Genomic DNA, 21,306 nt, shown 5'->3' with positions numbered 1-21,306 from the left:
CGGGGGAGGTTGAGTACATCCTGGGGGGACATCCCGTGCGTGTGTGTGTGATCGGTGCAGGCCTGTCGGGCCTGGCGGTGGGCCATGCCCTGAAGGAGCGCGGCATCCCCTTCGTCTGCCTGGAGAAGGCACCCGACGTCGGCGGGATCTGGCGTCAGCCGGGGGCCGGCGAGCGGGGCCCGGGGTACCAGACCCTGCACCTGAACACCGCCAAGCAGCTCACGGGCTACGCGGACTTCCCGATGCCGGACTCGTACCCCCTCTACCCCCGGCACAGCCAGGTCGCCGCGTATCTGCGGTCCTTCGCCGAGTGGGCGGGCCTGCTCGACCACGTCGAACTGCGGACCGAGGTGGTCTCCGTCCGTCAGGACGCGGACGGTCTGTGGACCGTCGTCAGCCGGGGCGCGGACGGCGCAGAAACCGCGCGCCGGTTCGAGCGGGTGGTCGTCGCCTCGGGACACCACAGCGAGCCGGCCCTGCCCGACCCTCTTCCGGCCGGTGCCGATTCCTTCGCCGGAACGATTCTTCACTCCCTCGACTACCGCGACGGCGGCGACTTCGCCGGCCGGCGCGTCGTCGTGGTGGGCCTCGGCGCCTCCGCGGTGGACATCGCGGCGGACCTCTCCCGGCACGCGGAGCGGACCCTGCTGTCGGTGCGCCGGGGGCTGCACATCGTGCCCAAGCAGCTCTTCGGGATGTCGGTCGACGAGATCGCCGAGGCCCCCTGGTGGAACGAGATGTCCTTCGCCGAGCGGCGCCGGTGGGTGGAGCAGGCCCTGCTGGTGGCGCGCGGCAGACTGTCGGACTACGGCCTGCCCGAGCCCGACCACCCGGTCTTCTCCTCCGCGACGACCCTCTCGGACGAGATCCTCAGCCGGATCCGGCACGGTGCGGTGACCCCGAAGCCCGCGATCGCCTCGTTCGACGGCGACCGGGTCGTGTTCGCGGACGGCGGTTCCGAGCCCGCCGACGCGGTCGTCTACTGCACCGGCTTCCACATGACCTTCCCGTTCCTGCCGGCCGGCTGCCCGGTGTCGGCGGACGGCTCGGTCGAGCTGTACCGACGGGTCGTCCCGGCGGACCGGCCCGGTCTGTACTTCGTCGGGCTGGTGCGCCCCGTGGGCGCGATCACCCGCTTGGTGGAGGCCCAGGCCGAGTGGGTGGCCCGCCTCGTCGACGGCGCCGCCGTGCTGCCCGCGGCCGACGAGATGCGCGAGGAGATCGGCACGTACCTCACCGGCATCGTCCAGCGCTACGGCCGGACGGAGGGCGCCTCGATCCAGGTCGACGTGGGCCCGTACCTGGCCGAGCTCCGGGAGTCGCTGCCCGTGTGAGCGTCCCGCCGGGCGCCACCGCACGGTGGCGACGCACCCGGTCACGTCTGTGACGAGGGCTCCCGGTGGACCGCGCCGGGAGCCCTCGTCGTGTGCGGACGGCCGGTCAGGAGACCGGCACCGGTCTGCGGACGGTCTCCACGGCCGGCGGCCGGACCGCGTACGCCTCCGAGGAGAGGTACGCCGTCACCCTCGGTGCCTGGTTCCGCTGGTGGGCCAGGGCCAGGTAGGCGATCAGGCCCACCCCGTCCTCGGGCCGACGCTCGGTGAGGGCCGCCAGGGCCCGCTCGAGCACGGAGGCGTCCATGCCGTGGTGGCGCAGCACTCTCGACGCCCGGGCCAGGGCCTCCCCGTCGTGCCGGACGTAGTCCCTGACCGGGATGTGCAGGGTGAATCCGCTCGGCCGTGCGGTGCGGGTGTCGGTGAAGGAGTGGCAGGACAGGCCGGGCCTCCTGCCGAGACCCGTCGTGTCCGGCCCGAGCCCCGCCGCCGCGCGGAAGAACCCTTCGACGGCCGCGGGCCCGGGGCCCGAGTCCATCCGGGACAGACGCCCGGCCTGGCCGGCCGTGAGGTTGTCGTGCCGCACGTAGACCTTCACCCGGGGTTCCGCCCAGTCGCCGAGGTCCAGGGCGAGGAACGGATGTCCGGCGCCCCGGGGCAGGCCGTCGTACGCCTGCCGGTGCCCGAGCCGGTGCAGGGCCTCGCGCACCGTCGCGGCGGAACGTTCCTCCCCTCGCGCCGCCGGGTTCAGATAGACCTTGACCTTGGGTGTGCCGCCGGGCCGCAGCTCCAGCGCGCACCACAGGGCGAGGGGGCCCCGCGGGTCGTCCGGCAGGAACAGGTCCTGGAGTTCGTCGAGGGCGTCGGTGGCGAAGTGCCAGCGCCGCGCCATGGTCCGGATCGCCTCGAGTCCGACGCGGCCGTTGTGAGCCAGGCTGTCTGCGCCGCAGCCGGGTTCGACGAGGACCCGCATGGAGGGTGCCGCGTCCGGTCGGAAGGAGAGGGAGAACTCCACGGGGGTGTGGTCGTCGGACAGGAAGGTGCGGGCGGGCGGCGGCAGGCTCAGCGGCCGCTCGGCCACCGGGCCCAGTGAGCCGGCCAGGACCTGTGCGTAGGTCTCGACGTCGGAGCGGGACAGGCCGGCGACCAGCCCGAGTCTTCGCAGCTGACCGCCCGTGAGGGAACCGAGCGTCGGTGTGCTCCGCGGGTCCGTGCCCGTCGGTGCGGCGGTCACCGGCCCGTCCCCGGTCGCAGCCGCACAAAGCGATACCCGCCTCGGGGGGCGGGTATCAGGGGGTCCGGCGCCGGGAAAGCGGCGTTCGTGGATATGTGCTCCACGACACCTCCTTTGACTCGTAAGCAACTTGAGTACCGCGTTGCTCACTACCCGTGCCGTTCGATCTTCATGCGAATGGGGCGGGTTGGGGAGGTGTTGCGCAGATCACCGTGTGAGCCAGTTGAGGAACTGGCTCCACATGCCCTTGGGTTCGGCCGGGCGGGCGGCGTTCGCCGCCTGCTCCCGCCCGGCCGCCGCGGAGGCGTGTCCCGGTTCGGCACGCCGGGCGGGGCGGACGGGGGTGAACCGGGCCGGCAGCGTGGCCAAGGCCCGGTTGAAGGGTCCCGGACGCCACGTCAGACTGTCCTCGGGAACGGCGAGTTCGACGTCGGGCAGCTCGTTGAGCAGGTGCTCCACGGCCGTCACCGTGATGTGCCGGGCCGGTTCCTTGGACGGGCAGGCGTGCGGGCCCGCGCTCCAGGCGAGGTGGGCCCGGTTGCTGCCCGCCTGGCGGGACGCCGTGAGGGCGGGGCCGGTGTTGGCCGCGGCGAAGCTGACCAGGACGAGGTCGCCCGCCTGCAGTGGGTGCCCGGCCAGTTCGGTGTCGGCGGCCGGGTAGTGCGGGGCGTAGTTGGCCATGGGCGGGTTCTCCCACAGCGTGTCGTCCAGCGCCTCGTCGATCAGGCCGCCCTCACGGGCGTACCGCTCGTGGGTGAGCAGCCGGTGCAGGGTGTTGCCGAGGAGGTTGCGCAGCGGCTCGGCGCCGGCACCGAGGAGCAGGGCGATCTGGTGGACCATCTCCTGGTCGTCGAGGCCCGCCTCGTGCCGCATCAGCCAGGAGGTGACGTCGTCGCCGGGCTTGCGCCGCTTGAGCGCGACGAGCTCCCCCGCCGCCTGGAAGAGCACCGCGGTGGCCTTCTCGGCGTTGACGCCGTCGAACATGCCGGAGATGCCGAACAGCACCCGGTCGCCGATGTCGGCGGGGCAGCCGAAGAGTTCGTTGAACACGAACAGCGGCAGCTGCTTGGCGTAGTCCCCGAGGAGGTCGGCCGAGCCGCGGGCGGCGAACTGGGAGATGAGGTAGCCCGAGATCTGCTCGGTGCTGCGGCTCAGACGCCGGGTGTCCACCCGCGCCATGCTGTCGGTGACCGCCTGGCGCAGCCGGAGGTGGTCGGCTCCGTCGGCGAACATGCAGTTGGACCGGTAGGCCAGGAGGGGCGCGACCGGGCTGTCCGGGCTGATCTTGCCCTCGTTGAAGGCCCGCCAGCGGCGCGCGTCCTTGCGGAAGGTCCCCGAGTCCTGCAGCAGTTGGAGCGCCGCCGCGTAGTCCGTGACCAGGGTCGCCTCCACCCCCGGGGCCAGTTCGACGGGGGCCGCGGCCCCGTAGTGGCGCAGGTACTCGTAGTACGCCTGCGGGTCGGCGGCGAACTCCGGCCCGTACAGCGGCACCCGGGCGCCGGAGCCGTGGGCCGGGCAGCCGGGCGGCGGCACCGGGGCGGTGTCGTGGGCGTTCATGTTGCTCCCAGTTCCTAGCGGGTGCGGTCCAGCAAGTAGCGGACGAGGGTGGTCAGTGCGGCGGCCGAGGACTTCTCGTCGCGGGCGTCGCAGGTGACGACGGGGGTGTCGTCGAGCAGGTCGAGTGCCTCGCGCAGCGCCCGCTCGTCGCGCAGGGGCGTCCCGTCGAAGTGGTTGACGGCGATGGCGTAGTCGAGCCCGTAGTGCTCGATGAGGTCGATCACGGGGAAGGAGTCCGCCAGCCGCTCGGGGTCGACCAGTACCAGGGCGCCGAGCGCGCCGCGGGCCATGTCCTCCCACATCTGCACGAAGCGCTGCTGGCCGGGGGTGCCGAAGAGGTAGAGCACGACGCGGTCGCTGATGGTCAGGCGGCCGAAGTCCATGGCGACCGTGGTGGTGGTCTTGCCCTGGACGCCCTTGAGGTCGTCGACCGGCTCGGCGGCCTGCGTCATCGTCTCCTCGGTGGACAGCGGCTCGATCTCGGAGATGGAGCCGATGAGGGTGGTCTTGCCCACCGCGAAGTGACCGACGACGAGGATCTTGACCGCCGTCTGGGTCGCTCCCTCGCGTACGTAGTCCCGCTCACCCAAACTTGGCGCGGAGCCCATGGAGCACCTCCTCCAGGATCTCTCGGTCCGCGAGGCGGGCGCGGGCCACCGGCGGGCGGGTCGTGAGGTGTCCGCCCTCCATCAGGGAGGCCAGCAGGATCCGTACGACGCCCAGCGGGAAGTGGGAGTGTCCGGCGATCTCGGCGACCGAGAGATAGCCGGCGGAGCAGAGGTCGAGCAGGCTCTGCTCCTCGGGGGAGAGCCGGGCCGGCCGCTGCTGCTGTTCGGCGGAGGCGGTGACCAGGGTGATGAGCGAGAGGTCGTCCTCGTCGGGCAGGCCGCGCCCCTTGGTGATGACGTACGGCCGTACTAATTCGGGCGCCTCGGGCTGCCAGCCGTCGTGGCCGGTCACGAGCGGGTGCCCAGGTTCTCGCGCGGCGGTGTCGTCAGCCGCTTGCCGAGCTGGGCGACGAGTTGCTGCATCCGGAAGGTGATGTCCGCCATGTCGACCTCGGGGGAGGCGGACACGCCGAGGTAGGCGCCCTCGCCGGCGGAGATCAGGAAGACCCAGCCGCCGTCGAACTCGACCAGGGTCTGCCGCCAGGTCTGGCTGGGGTCCTCACAGAAGAAGGCGAGGGTGCGGCTGAGCGACTGCACGCCGCTCATCGCCGCGGCGACCCGGTCGGCGTCGTCCTTGTCGAAGTCCTGCGTCCGGGCCATCAGCAGGCCGTCGGCGGATATCAGGACCGCGTGCAGGGCGCCTGGAATCTCCAGGGCGCTGTCGAGCATCCATGACAGATCGTCGTTCACGAGACCTCATGTCCTTCGCTGCTTGCACCAGGTGTTTCGCTCGTCCGTCCGGTGTGGTCCGGGCTGTCCGGCTCGGTGACCCGGCCGGACTGCGTTCCGCGCTGGAAGGCGCCCATGACCTGTGCCTGTTCGGAGTCCGAGCGGCCCGTCGCGCGGGGGGTGGACGCGCTGCCGGGCACGATGGCCATCGGCCGCTTGCGGCGGCGCCGGGGCAGGCCGTCGCCGGTCTGGGAGGAGGGGAGCGCGGCCTCCGGTCCGCCGTCGGGGGCCGGCCGGGCCGTGCCGCGGGTGGCCGCGGCGGGGGCGGGGGCCTTCTTCTCCGGCATCGCGGTGAGCAGTTCGTGCGGCAGCAGGACCACCGCCCGTACACCTCCGTAGGGGGAGGAGGAGTCCACCGACACCTCGAAGCCGAATCGTTCGCACAGCAGGCCGATGACGGCGAAGCCGAACTGCGGCGGGTTGCCGAGCCCCGCCACGCCCGAGGCGCGCTCGGTGGCGAGCAGTTTGTCGGCGCGGGCCCGCTCCTCGTCGCTCATGCCGACACCGGCGTCGTCGACCACGACGCAGATGCCCTTGGGCACGGTCCGGATGTTGATCTCGACGACGGTGTCCGGGCTGGAGTAGCTGGTGGCGTTGTCGAGGAGCTCGGCGAGGGCCAGTGCGACGGGCTCGACGGCCCGGCTGGTGATGCCGAAGTCGACCTGGGAGAGGATGTCCACCCGGCGGAAGTGCCGGATGCGGCCCTGGGCGCTGCGCACCACGTCGTACACCGAGGCGGTGTCGCGCCGCCCGCCGAGCCAGCCGTCGCACAGCACGGCGATGGACTGGGCGCGCCGGCCGAACTGCGAGTTGGTGTGGTCGATCTCCAGCAGGTCCTGGAGGAGGGCCGAGTCGCCGTACTTGTTCTGCAGCCGGGAGAGCACCAGCTGCTGTTCGGCCGCGAGGCCCTGAAGGGTCCGCATGGCGGATTTCAGCACCGTCTTGGTCTCGTCCTCGGCCCGCTCCTGGGCGGCCTGCACGGACTTTCCGTAATCGCTCTCCAGCTCGGTGTAGTGATCCCTGAGCCCCTGGATCTGCTGCCGCAACGCCCGGGCCGCCCTGCGCTGGCGGCTGATGAGCACGGCGGCGGCGACGAGGGCGACGAGGGCGACCCAGAGCAAGGGGTTCCCTGTGTATTCCGTCATAAGACTCTCTTCAGGCGACTGGCAGCCGGCTTGCTGAATTCCCGTCCGTGCGGGCGGTCCGGTGGACTGCCCGCACCGGGGGTAGCTGCCCGGGCCGCCCTTTACGTCGGGGATGCCGTCTTTCACCCATCCGCCCGCTCCGCAAACGCGGTGATCGTATCACCGCATGATCAGGTGAATTCACGTCAAGAAGCGCCTGAACGCGACTGGTTGAGACCGGTAAACACGCCGCTCGGACCGGTGGGTACAGTCGGCCCCGTGAAAGATGCACAAGACACCTTCCGGCCGAGCAGGGGCCGGGTGCGAGGCGGCACGGGGTGACGCCCGAGGCCATGGCCGCGGTGTTCGCGGCCGGGGTCGGGGCCGGCGCCATCAACAGCGTCGTCGGCTCCGGCACCCTGATCACCTATCCCGTGCTGCTGGCCACGGGGCTGGCACCGGTCACCGCCACCGTGTCCAACGCGCTGGGCCTGATCCCCGGCTCCATCAGCGGGGCCATCGGCTACCGCGAGGAGCTGCGCGGCCAGCGCCGGCGCGTCCTGAAGTTCGGTTGCGGAGCGCTGCTGGGCGGCCTCTCGGGCGCGACCCTGCTGCTGATGCTGCCCGCCGACGCCTTCGAGACGATCGTGCCGGTCCTGGTGGGCCTCGCCCTGCTCCTGGTGGCGTTCCAGCCGCAGATCGGCAGGCTGGTCCAGCGCCGCCGGGCCCGCACCGGCGCCTCGCCCCGCCGGGACGGCGGCCCGCTGCTCCTCGTCGGCCTGACCCTGGCCAGCGTCTACGGCGGCTACTTCACCGCCGCCCAGGGGATCATCTACCTGTCCCTGATGGGCATGCTCCTGGACGAGCCGCTGCAACGTCTCAACGGCGTCAAGAACGTCCTCTCCGCCGTGGTCAACGCCGTCGCCGCACTCTTCTTCCTCTTCGCCGCGGACTTCGAGTGGACCGCCGTCGGGCTCCTCGCGGTCGGCTCGGGCCTCGGCGGCTGGGCCGGCGCCAGGGTGGGCCGCCGCTTCAGCCCCACGGTGCTGCGGATACTGGTCGTGACGGTCGGCACGGTCGCCCTCGTACAACTGCTGCTCCGCTAGGGCCTGTCCGGCCGCTCCGAACGGCGGCCCGGCCCCGGCATAACGCCGCGTTATGCGAAGCCGGGATTGTTCGGCCGTCGGCCGGGCCCGACATGCTGTGGGCGCCCCCACACATCAGCACGCGCCCGGCGCGCGTGTCGTCGGAATCGAGGAGCCTTGCGAACAACGAGACTCGTCCCCGCCCTGCTGGCCGCCCTCGTGGCCGCGCTGCTGTCCGCCCTGGCGCTCGCCCCGACCGCCTCGGCGGTGGAGCCCCGGCCCGGCGACGGCGGCCCCCAGCCGATCATCGGCGGCGGCTACGCGCAGAACGCCCCCTGGGCGGCACGGCTGTTCTCCAACGGCCAGCAGACCTGCACCTCGACCATCATCTCCCCCACCTGGATCCTCACCGCCAAGCACTGCGTCAGCGGCGGCAACCTCGCCTTCCGCATCGGCAGCCTCGACCAGGGCTCCGGCGGCACGGTGGCCAACGGCGTCCAGACCGTCACCAGCCCCTCGGCGGACCTCGCGCTGGTCCGGCTCGACCGGTCCGTCTCCGCCACCTACGCCCGGCTCGGTCAGCCGGGCACGGTGCGGGTCGGCCAGACCGTGCAGGTCTACGGCTGGGGCGCGACCTCCCGGTGCGGCTCGGAGATCAACTGCCAGTCCCAGTACCTCAAGGTCGCCAACGTGAGCGTCACCCGCGGCTGCTACGACGCCTACTACGGCCAGGCAATATGCGCCCGTCCGGTCGACGGCATCACCGCGGGCGGCGACTCCGGCGGTCCGATGATGGCCGGCGGCGTCCAGGTGGGTGTCGCCTCGACCAGCGACCGGCAGACCACCACGGCGTACACCAACGTGACGGCCTACCGTTCCTGGATCCAGTCGGTGGCGGGCGTCTGACTCTCCCGCTCTCCGGGTGCTGCGCCCGCCTCCGTCACTCCGGAGGCAGGCGCAGCACCCCGTGCTCGTCCCGGATGTCCGTGAGCACCCGCACGACCTCGGCGTCCCGGCCCTCGGGGTCCGAGGTCACCAGGGCGGCCAGGTCCCCGAGGCACCGCTTGCCGCCGGCGGGCGGCCGCTCGCAGAACAGCACGTAGCCGCGCACCCGGTGCACCGTCCCCGGCTCCAGGCGCCACACCCCCATGCCCGCCCCGCCGCTCGTCACGGCGTCCGGGTACGTCGCGCGCAGCGCGGGCAGGACCGACGCGTCGATCCGCCGGGAGAAGGCCCGCCGCTCCTCGAAGGGCGACACGATCCGCAGCCGGACGGAGGCCGCGTCGACGGTGCGCCCGGCGTCGCCCCCGACCGGGTAGGCGGCCACGTGGTACGGCCTGCCCGCCAGGGCCGCGCGTCTCGGACCGTGGGTGAACCGCAGGACGGCGGGCAGCGTGCTCTTCGCGGCCGGGAGGTCGCCGGCCGTGCCGGGGGCCGCGACGTTGACGGTCACCCAGCCCTGCGCCGCCCGGGGGTCCCGGTCCGCGCGGGCGGTGACCCACCGCTGCGCGCAGGCGCCCAGGCGGCTGAGGACGTCGTCCAGCGTCTCGTCGGTCAGCCGTGCCTCGATCCAGGGGGCCGTCAGCTTCTCGTCCGTGGCCAGGACCGGATGCCCGCAGCCGTCGAACGCGTGGCGCATCGCGCGCAGCCGCCCGGCCTCCCGCCGGGCCCGGTCCACCGCCGCGCGGAGGGCGTCCGCGCAGTCCGGGCCGCCGTCGCAGCGGTCCTCGGCCGCGTCCACCCGGAACCTGACGGCGGCGTCCGGGTCGCCGGCGACGGACAGGGTGACCTCCGAGCCGGTGGCCTCCGGGAACAGGGGCCGGGCGTCGACGACGTCGAGTTCGCCGGGGTACAGGTCGTCGGCGAGCTCCCTGGCCCGCCGTACGTCGTCGTCCGTGCCGAACGCCGCGCAGCCGCCGGCCAGCAGTGCCGCCAGGCTCCCGGCGACGCGCCCCGGCCACCGCCGTCCGTTCCCCCGTGCCGTGCGCCGACGCCCCATGGCTCCCCCTCCGTCTCCCACCGACGCCGTCACGATAGGAGCCGGTCCCGGTGCCGCGGATGAGTACGGGAACTCATCCGCGCCCTGGGTGCGCCGCTGACGCCCGCGCGCCGCTCACCGCGCACCGTCCACAACGCGGACGGCCCGGCAGGCGTGTGGTGACTACATCTACGGTGCGGGGTGACCGACCGAGGGTGTCCCGCGCGCGAAGGAGCCGCCGCATGACCGGCCAGACTGCCGACTTCCGGGAGAACGGGCACGGGGCGGCCGTGCTCCGGCTCCAGGACGTGAGCGTCCGCCGCTTCACCACGGACCAGCTGATCCTCGACGCCGTCGACTGGACCGTCCGGCCGGGCGAGCACTGGGCGCTGCTGGGGGCCAACGGCGCCGGAAAGACCACGCTGCTGCGGCTGCTCGGCGCGCTCATGCACCCCACCACGGGCACGGTCGAGGTCCTGGGCAGCCGGCTCGGCCGGGTGGACGTCCGTGAGCTGCGGGCGCGCATCGGCCACGTCAACTCCGCCCAGCGGGTGCCGCAGGACCTCACCGCCCACGCGGTCGTGCTCACCGGCCACAGCGGCACCGTGCAACCCCTGTGGCGGACGTACGACGAGGAGGTGCGCCTGCGCGCCCGCGACCTCCTGACCGAGCTCGGCGTCAAGGAACTCACCGACCGGCCGTACGGCGTCTGCTCGGGCGGGCAGCGGGCGCGCGTCCTGATCGCTCGGGCGCTGATGGCAGACCCGGCCCTGCTGCTCCTGGACGAGCCGTTCAACGCCCTGGACCTGCCCTCCCGCGAGGACCTCGTCGAGGCGATGCACCAGCTGGCCGAGGGCAGGCCCCAGTTGGCCACCGTGACGGTCACCCATCACCTGGAGGAGCTGTTCCCGGCCGTCAGTCACGCCCTGCTGCTGCGCGAGGGCCGGGTCCTGTCCCGGGGCGCGGTGGCCGAGGTCCTGACCGACTCCCTGCTGACCGCCTGCTTCGGCCGGGACATCACGGTAGCCCGGCGCGACGGCCGCTGGTCGGCCTATTCGGGGCGGCGCGTTTCCGGAACGTGACGGGCCCGCGAAGGTGTCATTGCGGTCCCGGCTGAACGGGCCGATCCGCCTTGACCGCCTCTCACCCCCTGGTTAGCGTCCACGGCATGCGGAAATTCCGGCAGTTCACGAAGCGGCGCGCCATCGATCTGATGCGCGTCGCGACCGCGGTGTGTAGCTGAACCCCACCGCTCGGCTGCCCCCTTTTCTCCCGTATCCCGTGAAGGCCGTCATGACCTCTCGCACACGCATGCCCGGATTCCGGCGCCTTTCCTTCCTGGCCGCACTGGCCCTTCCCTTCGTTCTCACGTCCTGCGTGACCCCGGCGCAGTCCTCGCCGGACGGCAGGGACCTCTCGGACCGGCCGATCCCGGCCGCGGTCGACCGCGACACCACGCTCACGGTCGGGGCGCCCGACCTCAAGGTCGCCCTCGAACTGTCGGGACAGATCGACCGGCTCCCCTTCAAGGTGAAGTGGGCCAACATCAGCGGAGGCCCCAAGTGCTCCGAGGCCTTCCGCGCCGATGCCCTCGACGTCTGCTCGGCCGCGGACATCCCGTCGATCAACGCGCACTGGACGGGCCTCGACACGAAGCTCGTGGCGGTGAAGTTCCGCGCCGACCCCCTCAAGAACCCCGTCTACGAGCTGGGCACGGCCCCGGGCTCCGGCATCAGGACCCTCGCGGACCTGCGCGGGAAGAAGATCGCCTACAGCCCGGGCCAGGCCCAGGGCGCGCTGGTACTGCGCATCCTGCAGAAGGCCGGACTCACCCGGCAGGACGTCGAACTCGTCGAACTCGCCAGCACCGGTGACGTCTATCCCACGGCGCTCGGAAACGGCCAGGTGGACGCCGCCCCCATCGCGGACGTCAACATCAAGCGCTATCTGGCGCTGTACGGAAAGGAGGGCGGTTCGACGATCGAACACGGTCTGCGGGACGACCCGGCACATCTGTGGGCGCTGACCCGATCCGTGGCCGACGCCGGGAAATCGGCCGCCGTCCGCGAACTCGTGAAGTTCTGGGCGCGTGCGCAGATATGGATCGACCGGCACCCGGAGGAATGGGTGGCGGGCTATTACGAGAAGGACCAGGGCCTCAGCCGCGAGGACGGCGAATACCTCGTGCGGCGCACCGGCCGTCCGGATCTGCCCGCGGACTGGACCGAGGCCATCCACCGGCAGCAGCAGACCATCGACCTGCTGGCCGAAGAGCAGGACCGCGAACCGTTCGACGCGGGCCTGCTCTTCGACCGCCGCTACGAGGCGGTGGCCGCGCGGGCCGTCGCCGGTGAGGGGACGTCGTCATGAGCACCACGACCTTCGAGGAACAGGCACCCCCGGCGCCCGCGCCGGACGCGCCGGTCGCGGTCCGCCCGCGGCGCTCACGCCGCGGGCGGCTGGGCCCCGGCAGAGCCGTCCCGTACGGCTGGGCGATCGGCCCGGTGCTACTGCTCGGGCTGTGGGCGGCCGGTTCGGGACTCGGCCTCTTCGACGTCCGCGCCCTGCCCGCGCCGTGGACCGTCGCCGCCACCGCGGGCGATCTGATCGACAGCGGCAAGCTCCAGTCCCACCTCGCCACCTCTGCCCAACGCGCGCTGCTGGGGCTCCTGTTCGGTGTGGCGGCAGGTCTGGTGCTCGCGCTCGTCTCCGGTCTCAGCCGGATCGGCGAGGCGCTGATCGACGGCCCGGTGCAGATCAAACGCTCCGTCCCCTCCCTGGCCCTGATTCCGCTGCTGATCCTCTGGTTCGGCATCGGCGAGACGATGAAGGTCGTCACGATCGCCCTCGGTGTGCTCGTGCCGGTGTACATCCACACGCACAACGGCCTGCGCACCATCGAGAGCCGCTACCCGGAACTCGCCGAGACGGTGCGCCTGGGCCGGTTCGCGTTCGTCCGGCACGTCGTGCTTCCCGGCGCCCTGCCCGGCTTCCTGCTCGGGATGCGCTTCGCGGTGACCTCGGCCTGGCTGGCCCTGGTGGTGGTGGAGCAGGTCAACGCCACCAGCGGCATCGGCTACATGATGGAGCTGGCGCGGACGTACGGACAGACCGACGTGATCATCGTCGGGCTCGTCGTGTACGGCCTGCTCGGCCTGGTCTCCGACGCACTCGTACGGCTCGTGGAGAGGAGGGCCCTGTCATGGCGGCGCACGCTGGCGGGCTGAGGACGAGCGGGGACCGCGCGGCGGTCCGCGTCGAGAACCTGGTGCGGTCCTTCGGTGACCGCAGGGTGCTGGACGGGCTCGACCTGTCCGTGGCACCCGGTGAGTTCGTGGCGCTCCTCGGCCGCAGCGGCTCCGGCAAGAGCACGCTGCTGCGGGCCCTGGCGGGACTCGACCACGAGGTGGCCGGCAGCGGCGCACTGACCGCGCCCGAGCACGTGTCCGTCGTCTTCCAGGACGCACGGCTGCTGCCGTGGAAGCGGCTGCTCGACAACGTCGTCCTCGGCCTGCCCGGCCCCTTCGCCGCGGACCGGGGCCGGGACGCCCTGGCCGAGGTGGGGCTCGCCGGGCGCGAGCGGGCCTGGCCCGTGGAGCTGTCGGGCGGTGAACAACAGCGCGTCTCGCTCGCCCGGTCCCTCGTACGCGAACCCCGACTGCTGCTCGCCGACGAACCCTTCGGCGCCCTCGACGCACTGACCCGGACCAGGATGCACGCGCTGCTGCGGCGGCTGTGCGAGCGGCACCGGCCCGCCGTGCTGCTCGTCACCCACGACGTCGACGAGGCCATCTCGCTCGCGGACCGGATCGTGGTGCTGGACCGGGGCCGGATCGCGGCCGACCTTCCCGTGGAGCTGCCGACGCCACGCCGGCACGGCGGCACCGCGTACGCGGCCCTCCGTGACCGGCTGCTGGAGCGGCTGGGAGTGAACACCGCCGACGGCACCGACATGACCGACGACACCGACTACACCGGCGAGGAGAAGGCGGCATGAGCGCCCGGACACTGCACCTGAACCTGTTCGTCTACCCGGGCGGGCACCACGAGGCCGCCTGGCGTCATCACGGCACCGACCCCGACCGGCTGCTGGACATCGGCTTCTACCAGGACCTCGCCCGCCGGGCCGAGGCGGCAGCCTTCGACGCCGTGTTCTTCGCCGACGGCCCGTCCCTGGCGGACAACGTGCGCTACGCGAGCCGCTTCCGGCTCGAACCCTTCACATGGCTGTCGGCGATCGCCGCGGCCACCGAACGCATCGGTCTGATCGCCACCGCCTCGACCACCTACACCGAGCCGTACAACCTGGCCCGGCTGTTCTCCTCGCTCGACCATCTGAGCGGGGGCCGGGCGGGCTGGAACATCGTCACCACCGGCGCCCCGCAGGCGGCCGGGAACTTCGGCCTCGACGAGCACCCCGTGCACGCGGAACGGTACGACCGCGCCCGGGAGTTCGTGGAAGTCGTGACGAAGCTGTGGGACAGCTGGGAGGACGAGGCACTGGTCGTCGACCAGAAGACCGGCGTCTTCGCCGACACCGACCGCATTCACGAGATCAACCACACGGGCCGCCGTCTGAGGGTGCGCGGACCGCTGAACCTCCCCCGCTCCCCGCAGGGCCGCCCGGTGTACGTCCAGGCGGGGTCGTCCGAGCACGGCCGCTCCTTCGCCGCCGCGCACGCCGAGGCCGTGTTCACGGCGCACCAGACGCTCCGCAGCGGTCAGGAGTTCTACGCCGACCTCAAGGCGCGGGCCGCGGCGCTGGGCCGTGATCCGCGCCGGGTGCTCGTGCTGCCCGGCATCAGTCCGTTCATCGGCTCGACCGAGGCGGAGGCGCGGGCGCTGCACAAGGAGTTCGACGACCTCACCCAGCCCGAGTACTCGCTGCAGCTGCTCCAGCGCCTGCTGGGGCTGGAGCTGAGCGCCGCCGAGCTGGACGGTCCCGTGCCCCGGCAGCTCGTCGAGACCCGGGGCGAGCGCGGCAACGGCAGCCGCTTCCGGCTGGTCCTGGACATCATCGACCGCGAACAGCCCACCGTGCGCGAGCTCCTGCACCGTCTCGCGGGTGCCCGTGGTCACCGCGTGGTCGCCGGCACGCCCGAGCAGGTCGCCGACCAGGTCCAGGAGTGGTTCGAGCAGGGCGCGGCCGACGGCTTCAACATCATGCCGCCCTGGCTGACCGGCGGCTTCGACCTGTTCGCCGACCATGTGCTGCCGATCCTGCGGCAGCGGGGCCTGTTCCGCGGCGCCTACGAGGGCAGCACGCTGCGCGAGCACTACGGTCTGCCGCGGCCCGCAGCGGAGCCCGTCGGCTGAGGGCGACGGCGGCCCCGGGCGTCTCGGCGTACACAACGTCCGGGACCGCCACTCTGCTCCCCCGCCGGGGACTGCCCGTCCACCGCGCGGGGGAAACGGGAACGGCGGTGATCGGCTCCACGTGCACGCCCACGGGCTACCCGGTCAACCCGGCGGGGACGGCGCCGTTGTCAGGCGCAGCCCCAGGCACCCATCCCCTGCATGCGGGCCAGGCGTTCCGCCACGGCGATCTGCTCGGCGCGGCTGGCGAGGTCCGCGCGGGGGGCGTACTCGAGGCCGCCGGCCGCGACCCAGCTCGACGGCGCGAACTGCAGTCCGCCGTAGTAGCCGTTGCCGGTGTTCGCCTGCCAGTTGCCGCTGGACTCGCAGGCGGCGATGGCGTCCCAGTCGGTGCGCAGGGGCACCGACGGCGCGGCCACCGCCTGGCCGGTCGCGCCGAGGGCGGTGGCGGCGACCAGCGCCGCCGCGGCGGTGCGGATCCCGCGGCCACGCGCAGCGCGCACGTCGCTCTGACGATCATTTCGTCTACAGATCATAAGATGACTGTTACATCAGGTGACCGGTCGCCGCCGCACAGGCTCACCCGTCTTGGGCCGGTCGGAGCAGGAACCCACCGCCGCACGGCCGACGACCGGCCCGGGGACGCGGTCGGGAGGTGCCCCGCGACGAACTCGGGCAACACCCCGGGCGGGCACCCCTCGTTCGTGTGAAGAACCGCGAGAGTGTCGTCCGGTCGGGTGACGGCCGGGCAGGCGCGTGGCCGCGTGCGCTTACGGTTTCGCGGTGACCTCGATCTCCACTGACCCGCGCCCCCTGCGAACCGCCGACCTCGGCACGCTCGTCATCATGTGCTGGAGCCGGGAGACGCCCGACGGCGACGTTCCCTTCCTTCTCGCCTGTTCCCTCGGCGACGGGGAGGGCGGCCCCGAGGCGACCCCGGCCGCCGTGGAGGGGCTGCTGAGCCGTTCCGGGCTCGCGGTGGGCGGCGACACGGTGCTCGACGGCACCGTCCTGCCCGGCCTGCCGATCGGCCTGCTCGTCGTACCGGGCGCGGCGGCCCTCACCATGCCGGGCGTCAACGCCCAGTTCGTTCCCACCCCGCGGTGGCGGGCGGCGGTGGACGAGCGGGGGTACGCCTGCCTCATCTTCGCCACCCGGCCCTGGTCCGGCGGCGAGACCGGTGACGGCGCGGCGGTCGCCGCCTTCGCCAACGACAAGGAGACGCTCTCCACGGCGGCGCAGGTCGTCCTGCCCGTCCGCAGCCTTCGGACCTGACGCGGCCCAACCGCCCCGCCACCGTCCGGCGGCGGTCGTCTCACGTCCACAACTCGGCGCTGTCGCACACGCGGGCGCCCATGTTCCGTTCCATCATGCGCAGTGCCGCGTCCGCCAGATCGGCGTGGATGTGGGCGACCGCGTCGCGCGGCACGATCACCTGCAGATGGCGGATGTGGGCGTCCAGCGCCGAGTAGAGCACGCACTGCTCGGTCACCTGCCCGCACAGCACGAGCCGGTCGATTCCCTGCTGGTGGAGCAGATAGGTCAGCGGGGTCTCGAAGAAGACGGAGTGGCGTGCCTTGACCACGAAGAGGGAGGACTCGTCGGGCTTCAGCGGCTCGACGAGCCGGGAGTGCGGCCCCGAGAGGGCCTTGTCGAGGATCTCGCCGTGGTGCGAGCGCCACTCCCCGAAGTTGTCGTTGACGTAGATCACGGGAACCCCCTGCCGCCGCGCCCGCTCCAGCAGGCCGGTCACCTTCGGCAGTACGGATTCCACGGCGGGGATCAGGAACTCGGCGTCCTGGTGGTCGTAGGTGTTGATCATGTCGATGACGATCAGCGCGGTCTTGCCCATGAGGCCCAGGTTGCCACCGTGCGACGCGAAATCCCCGCTCCCCCCGCCGACCGCGGGCGGACGGGCCGGCCGGCTCACCACGACGCCCGGTCCTCGGGCTCCACCCCGTCCTCGCCGGGCGGGGGCAGCTCCCAGGGCGCCGGCCCGCCCTGCTGACACCAGTCGCGCAGCCGCTCCTCGTTCACGCAGACTATGCCGCACCGCTCGGCGTAGTCGACGGCCGGTGCGGTGAACTCCGTGCTGGCGACCAGGACCGCCACGTCGGCCCCGTGGACGGTGAAGCAGGTGCCGCCGAAGCGCTGGAGGTCCTGGGAGCCGACCTTGTGGTCCTCGCTGTAGCGCTTGCACTGGATGACGATCCGCCGCCCGTCGGGCGTCACCGCCAGCACGTCGGCGCCGAGGTCGCCCGCCCCGCCCACGACCTCGACGTCCAAGCAGCCGTCCCGCCGGCACAGCTCCGCTATCGCCTCCTCGAACTCGTCGGGGCCGAGTTCCTCGTACCCGGTGGGGAGGACCACGGTGGTCTCCTCACCGCTCGCGCACCGCGCCGGCGCCTGGTCCTCCTCCAGCGCGTCCAGCGTCGTCGCCGTGGCCGCCGCCAGGGCGTCCGTCGTGCGCAGGGCCGCCCGCTCGGCGGTGTGCCGGCCCCGCGCGCGCCGGCCCAGGAGGACGGCCGCGGTCGCGCCGAGCACCAGGGCGAACACCCAGACCGGTCGCCGCTGCGCCGCGTCGTACACCATCCGCACGACCCATCCCGCCAGGACCAGGGCCATGGCGGCGAGGCCGAACGTCACGGTGGTCGCCCGGAGGTCGAAGCGACGCCTCGCGCTTCCGTCTCGGACACGGTGTTCAGGCACGGTCACGATGGTCGTCCCTCCCCGGATGGCGTACACGAAGATCACGTACGCCTTGTGCCCGCGAACCGCCCTTTCAGCGCCCGTTCATGACACGCCGTCGGATGGCGCATCCCTGCCGTCGGGGAATATTTCAGGCATACCTTTCGGAATATGAAGAAATGCCATGTCGTGTACCTCGTGTGCACCGCAGCGATGATCGGAACGGGGCTCGGTGCGGCCCCGGCGTCCTCCGTCCCCCTGACCCACGTGGTCCACCCCGGGGAGTCGATCCAGAAGGCGGTGGACGCCGCCGGCTCGGGCGACACCGTCCTGGTCACTCCCGGCGTCTACCACGAGAGCGTCAAGGTGAGCACCCCCGGGCTGACCCTGCGGGGCGTGGGCCGCAGTACGGTCATCAAGCCCAGCACGAAGAAGGCGGCCGACAACACCTGTGCCGAGGGCGGCAACGGCATCTGCGTGATCGGCACGAAGGACGAGAACGTCAAGGGCGTCACCGTCGCCGACCTGACGGTGACCGGGTTCACCCGTACCGGTGTGTTCTCCATGGCCACCGACGGGCTGACGGTCCGCAACGTGAACGCCGTGAAGAACGGCGTCTGGGGCATCGCCCAGGAGCGCTCGGTCCACGGCGTCTTCCGCGGCAACACCGCCCGCGACAACGGCGACGCGGGCATCTTCCTCGCCAACAACATCAAGGCCGAGGAGGGCGCCGCCGACACCGAGGGCACGCTCGTCGCGCACAACCGGCTCGAGGGCAACCGCATCGGCGTCACCGTCCGGCGCCTGCGCAACCTCGCCGTCGCGGACAACCACATCGCCGGCAACTGCGCGGGCGTCTTCGTCGTCGGCGACGAGAACACGCCCAAGGCCGGCGACCTGGTCGTGCGCGACAACCACGTCGTGCGCAACAACAAGTCGTGCCCGAAGACCGACCGGCTGGAGGCGCTCCAGGGTTCCGGCATCGTGCTGACCGGGGTCGAGAAGGTCCTGGTCGCCGACAACACGGTCGAGGGCAACGCGGGCAAGTCGTCGATGTCGGGCGGCATCGTCCTGGCCGCGAGCATGGTGGGCACCGCCAACGCGAAGAACGAGATCAACGGCAACCGGCTGAGCGACAACTCCCCCGCCGACCTGGTCAACGCCGGGACCGGTGACACCGCCAAGAGCAACACCTTCACCGGCAACACCTGCGGCGCCTCCAAGCCCGCGGGTCTGTGCTGAGCCGGCCGCAACGACCCGTGGCCCGAAGAAGGCCCATGGACCGAAGAAGGAAGGAAAGCGGCACATGACGACCGCACAGACTGCCCCACCCCCGCCGATGCGGCTGCGGGAGCTCGTGTTCGGGGCGGCATGTGCCGCCGCCCTCCGCGCGGCCGCACGGCTCGGCGTCGCCGACGCGCTCGGCGACACCCCCATGGCCGTGGAGGACCTCGCGGCCGCGGTGAAGACCGAGCCCAAGCCGCTGCGCCGGCTGCTGCGCGCCCTGACCTGCTACGGCGTCTTCACCGAGCACAAGAACGGGACGTTCGCGCACACCGACATGTCCCGGCTGCTGCGCGAGGACGACCCGCACAGCCTGCGCAACATCACCCTGTGGTGCACCGAACCGTGGACCTGGGACGCCTGGCCCCTGCTCGACGAGGCGGTGCGCACCGGCTCCAACGTCGTCGAGGGCCTGTACGGCAAGGAGTTCTTCACCTACCTCAACGAGGACGCGCCGCAGTCGGCCGAGGTCTTCAACCGTGCCATGACGACGTCCAGCCGGCAGTCGGCCCAGGACGTCGCCGCACTCCTCGACCTGTCGGCGAGCGGTTCGGTCGCCGACATCGGCGGCGGCCAGGGCCACGTGGTGGCGAGCCTGCTGGAGAAGTACCCGGCCATGCGGGGCACCCTGCTCGACCTGCCGCGCGTGGTCGAGAACGCCGACCCCCGGCTGCGCGAGGGCGGTTCGCTCGCGGACCGGGTGCGCATCGTGCCGGGCGACTGCCGCGAGGCCGTCCCCGTGCGGGCCGACGTGTACGTCATCAAGAACATTCTGGAGTGGGACGACGACAGCACCGCCCGCGCCCTGCGCAACGTCATGGCGGCCGGGGGTCCCGGTGCCCGGGTCGTCGTCATCGAGAACCTCGTGGACGACACCCCGTCGATGCGGTTCAGCACCGCCATGGACCTGCTGCTGCTCCTCAACGTCGGCGGCGCCAAGCACACCACCGACAGCATGGTCGGCCGGCTGACCGACGCGGGCCTCGTCATCGACGACATCCGCCCGGTCAACCCGTACCTGCACGCCTTCGACTGCACGGTGCCGAAGTGAGCTGACCCCCGGACGCACGCGCGTCGGCCGCCGGACCGCTCGGAAGCGGTGCGGCGGCCGACGCGTGGGTGCGGCCGTTCAGGCGTCCGGTGCCCGCCGGTCGGTGACCAGCTCCATCCGGGCCCCCTCGAGCGCGCGGACGAGTCCGCCGCCCGTCGGGGAACCGGCGTCCGTGAAGCCGTCCAGGAGGGTCGTCAGCTCGGACACCCGGCCGGGGTCCGGCAGGCCGAGGGTCACGGCGGGGTCGCCGTCGTGGAGGTCGCCCCGTACGTCGACCAGCCGCACGACGACGTCGTCGCGCTGGAAGATGGTGCTGCACAGGACGGGGCTGCGCGGATCCCCGGCCGCCGCCTCGTCGCGCTCGGCGAGCAGCTGCGCCAGCCGCATGCCGCAGCCCGGCCGTGCCGGGTACGACAGCGCGTGCCGCTGTGCCGCGCCGCTCACCTCGCCCGCGGTCACGTGGTGGACGGCGGGCAGCGCCGCCCGCGTGTAGAACACCCGGGCCGACTCCGGGTCGGCGAGGTCCCGGTCCTGCTCCAGGTAGGGGTTGATGGCCTCCTCGACGGCCCGCACCTCGGGCTGCTCCGCGACGTGCCGCAGGGCCGCGAGCAGGTCGCCGCGCACCTCGATGGCCCGCACCACCCGGTTGCCGTGCAGGAACAGGGACGTACGGCACAGTCGCGTGGTGTCGTCGACCCGCGGCTCGGGCGAGGCGTAGTCGGCGAGGATCTTGCCCACCGCTTCCTCGCTGCCCGGCTTCACCGTGAAGGTGAGCGCGTGCCGGATGACGCCGTCGCCGACGCGGGGCGCCGCCTGCAGTCCGCCCCGGGCCGGTTCGGCGCCGTTCTCCGGGCGGCCGGTCTCGCGGACCACGTGGAAACGGAGCGACCTGGTGTCCCGTACGCAGCTGTGCAGCGGCTTGACCATCCGCACGTGCTCCTCGCTGCTCACCCAGTTCAGGAACGGCGGTGCGCTCTCCCACTCGCTGGTGATGAGCCACTGGGAGGGGTTCTCGATGGACTGGCACAACTGCTCGCCGATGTGCCCGGGGACGGACTCGACGTGGCTGCGCAGGTTCTCGTAGGTCTCGAGGAACCGCTGCTGGGCTCCGTCGTAGACCTCCACCAGGAGGACGACCCGCAGCCGGGAGCCGTCGAACACGGACTGGGAGACCTGGTGCGACAGCTGACGCGTCAGCGGTTCGGCAGCATCTTCGGAGGCGAGCTGTTCGGAAGCAGGGGTGGGCGTGGTGGTCATC

23 protein-coding genes are annotated in these 21,306 nt (G+C 72.3%); 12 read left to right on the top strand and 11 right to left on the bottom strand.

Annotated elements, in window-relative coordinates; translation table 11 throughout:
- Window positions 1-35 precede the first annotated feature (35 nt).
- Window positions 36-1,334, top strand: coding sequence for a flavin-containing monooxygenase (locus NI25_RS35780; RefSeq protein WP_061446453.1), 1,299 nt, complete (start codon window positions 36-38; stop codon window positions 1,332-1,334).
- 106 nt (window positions 1,335-1,440) lie between these two features.
- Here the strand turns inward: NI25_RS35780 and NI25_RS35775 are convergent, their stop codons facing one another.
- The 6 genes from NI25_RS35775 to NI25_RS35750 all read right to left on the bottom strand — a co-directional run bounded on the left by NI25_RS35775 (window position 1,441) and on the right by NI25_RS35750 (window position 6,667).
- Window positions 1,441-2,568, bottom strand: coding sequence for a tryptophan dimethylallyltransferase family protein (locus NI25_RS35775; RefSeq protein WP_061446452.1), 1,128 nt, complete (start codon window positions 2,566-2,568; stop codon window positions 1,441-1,443).
- 207 nt (window positions 2,569-2,775) lie between these two features.
- Window positions 2,776-4,125, bottom strand: a complete 1,350-nt coding sequence (locus tag NI25_RS35770; RefSeq protein WP_061446451.1) for a cytochrome P450 — start codon at window positions 4,123-4,125, stop codon at window positions 2,776-2,778.
- A gap of 14 nt (window positions 4,126-4,139) precedes the next feature.
- Entirely contained in the window at window positions 4,140-4,733 is a 594-nt protein-coding gene (locus tag NI25_RS35765) for a GTP-binding protein (RefSeq protein ID WP_061446450.1), read from the bottom strand.
- Window positions 4,708-5,085 (bottom strand): DUF742 domain-containing protein, encoded by a 378-nt coding sequence (locus tag NI25_RS35760; protein WP_061446449.1) that lies wholly within the window; start codon window positions 5,083-5,085, stop codon window positions 4,708-4,710. Before NI25_RS35760 ends, NI25_RS35765 begins: the two co-directional genes overlap by 26 nt.
- Window positions 5,082-5,483 (bottom strand): roadblock/LC7 domain-containing protein, encoded by a 402-nt coding sequence (locus NI25_RS35755; RefSeq protein WP_031047288.1) that lies wholly within the window; start codon window positions 5,481-5,483, stop codon window positions 5,082-5,084. Before NI25_RS35755 ends, NI25_RS35760 begins: the two co-directional genes overlap by 4 nt.
- Window positions 5,480-6,667: a sensor histidine kinase gene (locus tag NI25_RS35750; RefSeq protein WP_061446448.1), complete on the bottom strand. Its 1,188-nt coding sequence runs from the start codon at window positions 6,665-6,667 to the stop codon at window positions 5,480-5,482. The genes NI25_RS35755 and NI25_RS35750 overlap by 4 nt, the downstream gene beginning before the upstream one ends.
- A 332-nt stretch (window positions 6,668-6,999) precedes the next feature.
- Between NI25_RS35750 and NI25_RS35745 the strand changes: the two genes are divergently transcribed.
- Both NI25_RS35745 and NI25_RS35740 read left to right on the top strand, forming a co-directional pair.
- Window positions 7,000-7,752 (top strand): sulfite exporter TauE/SafE family protein, encoded by a 753-nt coding sequence (locus tag NI25_RS35745; protein ID WP_199561141.1) that lies wholly within the window; start codon window positions 7,000-7,002, stop codon window positions 7,750-7,752.
- 156 nt (window positions 7,753-7,908) lie between these two features.
- Window positions 7,909-8,637, top strand: coding sequence for a S1 family peptidase (locus NI25_RS35740; RefSeq protein ID WP_061446446.1), 729 nt, complete (start codon window positions 7,909-7,911; stop codon window positions 8,635-8,637).
- A 34-nt stretch (window positions 8,638-8,671) separates the two neighbouring features.
- Here the strand turns inward: NI25_RS35740 and NI25_RS35735 are convergent, their stop codons facing one another.
- Window positions 8,672-9,730: an SCO7460 family lipoprotein gene (locus NI25_RS35735; protein WP_061446445.1), complete on the bottom strand. Its 1,059-nt coding sequence runs from the start codon at window positions 9,728-9,730 to the stop codon at window positions 8,672-8,674.
- Window positions 9,731-9,951: 221 nt separating this feature from the next.
- On the opposite strand from NI25_RS35735, the gene NI25_RS35730 reads away from it, so the two are divergent.
- The 6 genes from NI25_RS35730 to NI25_RS35710 all read left to right on the top strand — a co-directional run bounded on the left by NI25_RS35730 (window position 9,952) and on the right by NI25_RS35710 (window position 15,025).
- Window positions 9,952-10,791 (top strand): ABC transporter ATP-binding protein, encoded by an 840-nt coding sequence (locus tag NI25_RS35730; protein WP_061446444.1) that lies wholly within the window; start codon window positions 9,952-9,954, stop codon window positions 10,789-10,791.
- Between the two features lie 86 nt (window positions 10,792-10,877).
- Entirely contained in the window at window positions 10,878-10,952 is a 75-nt protein-coding gene (locus NI25_RS40855; protein ID WP_356609822.1) for a putative leader peptide, read from the top strand.
- A gap of 50 nt (window positions 10,953-11,002) precedes the next feature.
- Complete coding sequence (locus tag NI25_RS35725) at window positions 11,003-12,079, top strand: ABC transporter substrate-binding protein (RefSeq protein WP_078884807.1); 1,077 nt, start codon at window positions 11,003-11,005, stop codon at window positions 12,077-12,079.
- Window positions 12,076-12,936: an ABC transporter permease gene (locus NI25_RS35720; protein WP_061446442.1), complete on the top strand. Its 861-nt coding sequence runs from the start codon at window positions 12,076-12,078 to the stop codon at window positions 12,934-12,936. Before NI25_RS35725 ends, NI25_RS35720 begins: the two co-directional genes overlap by 4 nt.
- On the top strand, window positions 12,912-13,706 hold the full coding sequence (locus NI25_RS35715; RefSeq protein ID WP_061446441.1) for an ABC transporter ATP-binding protein: 795 nt from the start codon (window positions 12,912-12,914) through the stop codon (window positions 13,704-13,706). Before NI25_RS35720 ends, NI25_RS35715 begins: the two co-directional genes overlap by 25 nt.
- The gene (locus tag NI25_RS35710; RefSeq protein ID WP_061446440.1) at window positions 13,703-15,025 is read left to right on the top strand and encodes an LLM class flavin-dependent oxidoreductase; all 1,323 of its coding nucleotides are present in this window, start codon (window positions 13,703-13,705) and stop codon (window positions 15,023-15,025) included. The genes NI25_RS35715 and NI25_RS35710 overlap by 4 nt, the downstream gene beginning before the upstream one ends.
- Window positions 15,026-15,195: 170 nt before the next feature.
- Here the strand turns inward: NI25_RS35710 and NI25_RS35705 are convergent, their stop codons facing one another.
- Window positions 15,196-15,561: a transglycosylase family protein gene (locus NI25_RS35705; protein WP_061446439.1), complete on the bottom strand. Its 366-nt coding sequence runs from the start codon at window positions 15,559-15,561 to the stop codon at window positions 15,196-15,198.
- A 247-nt stretch (window positions 15,562-15,808) separates the two neighbouring features.
- Here NI25_RS35705 and NI25_RS35700 point away from each other — a divergent pair, with 247 nt between their 5' ends.
- Window positions 15,809-16,300, top strand: a complete 492-nt coding sequence (locus NI25_RS35700) for a DUF5949 family protein (protein WP_061446438.1) — start codon at window positions 15,809-15,811, stop codon at window positions 16,298-16,300.
- A 40-nt stretch (window positions 16,301-16,340) separates the two neighbouring features.
- On the opposite strand, the gene NI25_RS35695 is transcribed toward NI25_RS35700, so the two are convergent.
- Together NI25_RS35695 and NI25_RS35690 are read right to left on the bottom strand one after the other, a co-directional pair.
- On the bottom strand, window positions 16,341-16,877 hold the full coding sequence (locus NI25_RS35695) for a cysteine hydrolase family protein (protein ID WP_061447242.1): 537 nt from the start codon (window positions 16,875-16,877) through the stop codon (window positions 16,341-16,343).
- A gap of 74 nt (window positions 16,878-16,951) precedes the next feature.
- Window positions 16,952-17,740: a restriction endonuclease gene (locus NI25_RS35690; RefSeq protein ID WP_061447241.1), complete on the bottom strand. Its 789-nt coding sequence runs from the start codon at window positions 17,738-17,740 to the stop codon at window positions 16,952-16,954.
- A gap of 144 nt (window positions 17,741-17,884) precedes the next feature.
- On the opposite strand from NI25_RS35690, the gene NI25_RS35685 reads away from it, so the two are divergent.
- Together NI25_RS35685 and NI25_RS35680 are read left to right on the top strand one after the other, a co-directional pair.
- Window positions 17,885-18,955: a right-handed parallel beta-helix repeat-containing protein gene (locus NI25_RS35685; protein WP_061446437.1), complete on the top strand. Its 1,071-nt coding sequence runs from the start codon at window positions 17,885-17,887 to the stop codon at window positions 18,953-18,955.
- Between the two features lie 64 nt (window positions 18,956-19,019).
- Window positions 19,020-20,048, top strand: a complete 1,029-nt coding sequence (locus NI25_RS35680) for a methyltransferase (RefSeq protein ID WP_061446436.1) — start codon at window positions 19,020-19,022, stop codon at window positions 20,046-20,048.
- A gap of 78 nt (window positions 20,049-20,126) precedes the next feature.
- On the opposite strand, the gene NI25_RS35675 is transcribed toward NI25_RS35680, so the two are convergent.
- Window positions 20,127-21,305, bottom strand: a complete 1,179-nt coding sequence (locus NI25_RS35675) for a SchA/CurD-like domain-containing protein (RefSeq protein WP_061446435.1) — start codon at window positions 21,303-21,305, stop codon at window positions 20,127-20,129.
- Window position 21,306 lies beyond the last annotated feature (1 nt).

Source organism: Streptomyces sp. CCM_MD2014 (assembly GCF_000772045.1).
GTDB lineage: Bacteria > Actinomycetota > Actinomycetes > Streptomycetales > Streptomycetaceae > Streptomyces > Streptomyces salinarius.
The sequence above is the reverse complement of the archived record's forward strand: the minus strand, read 5'-3'. Positions and strand labels throughout refer to the sequence as shown.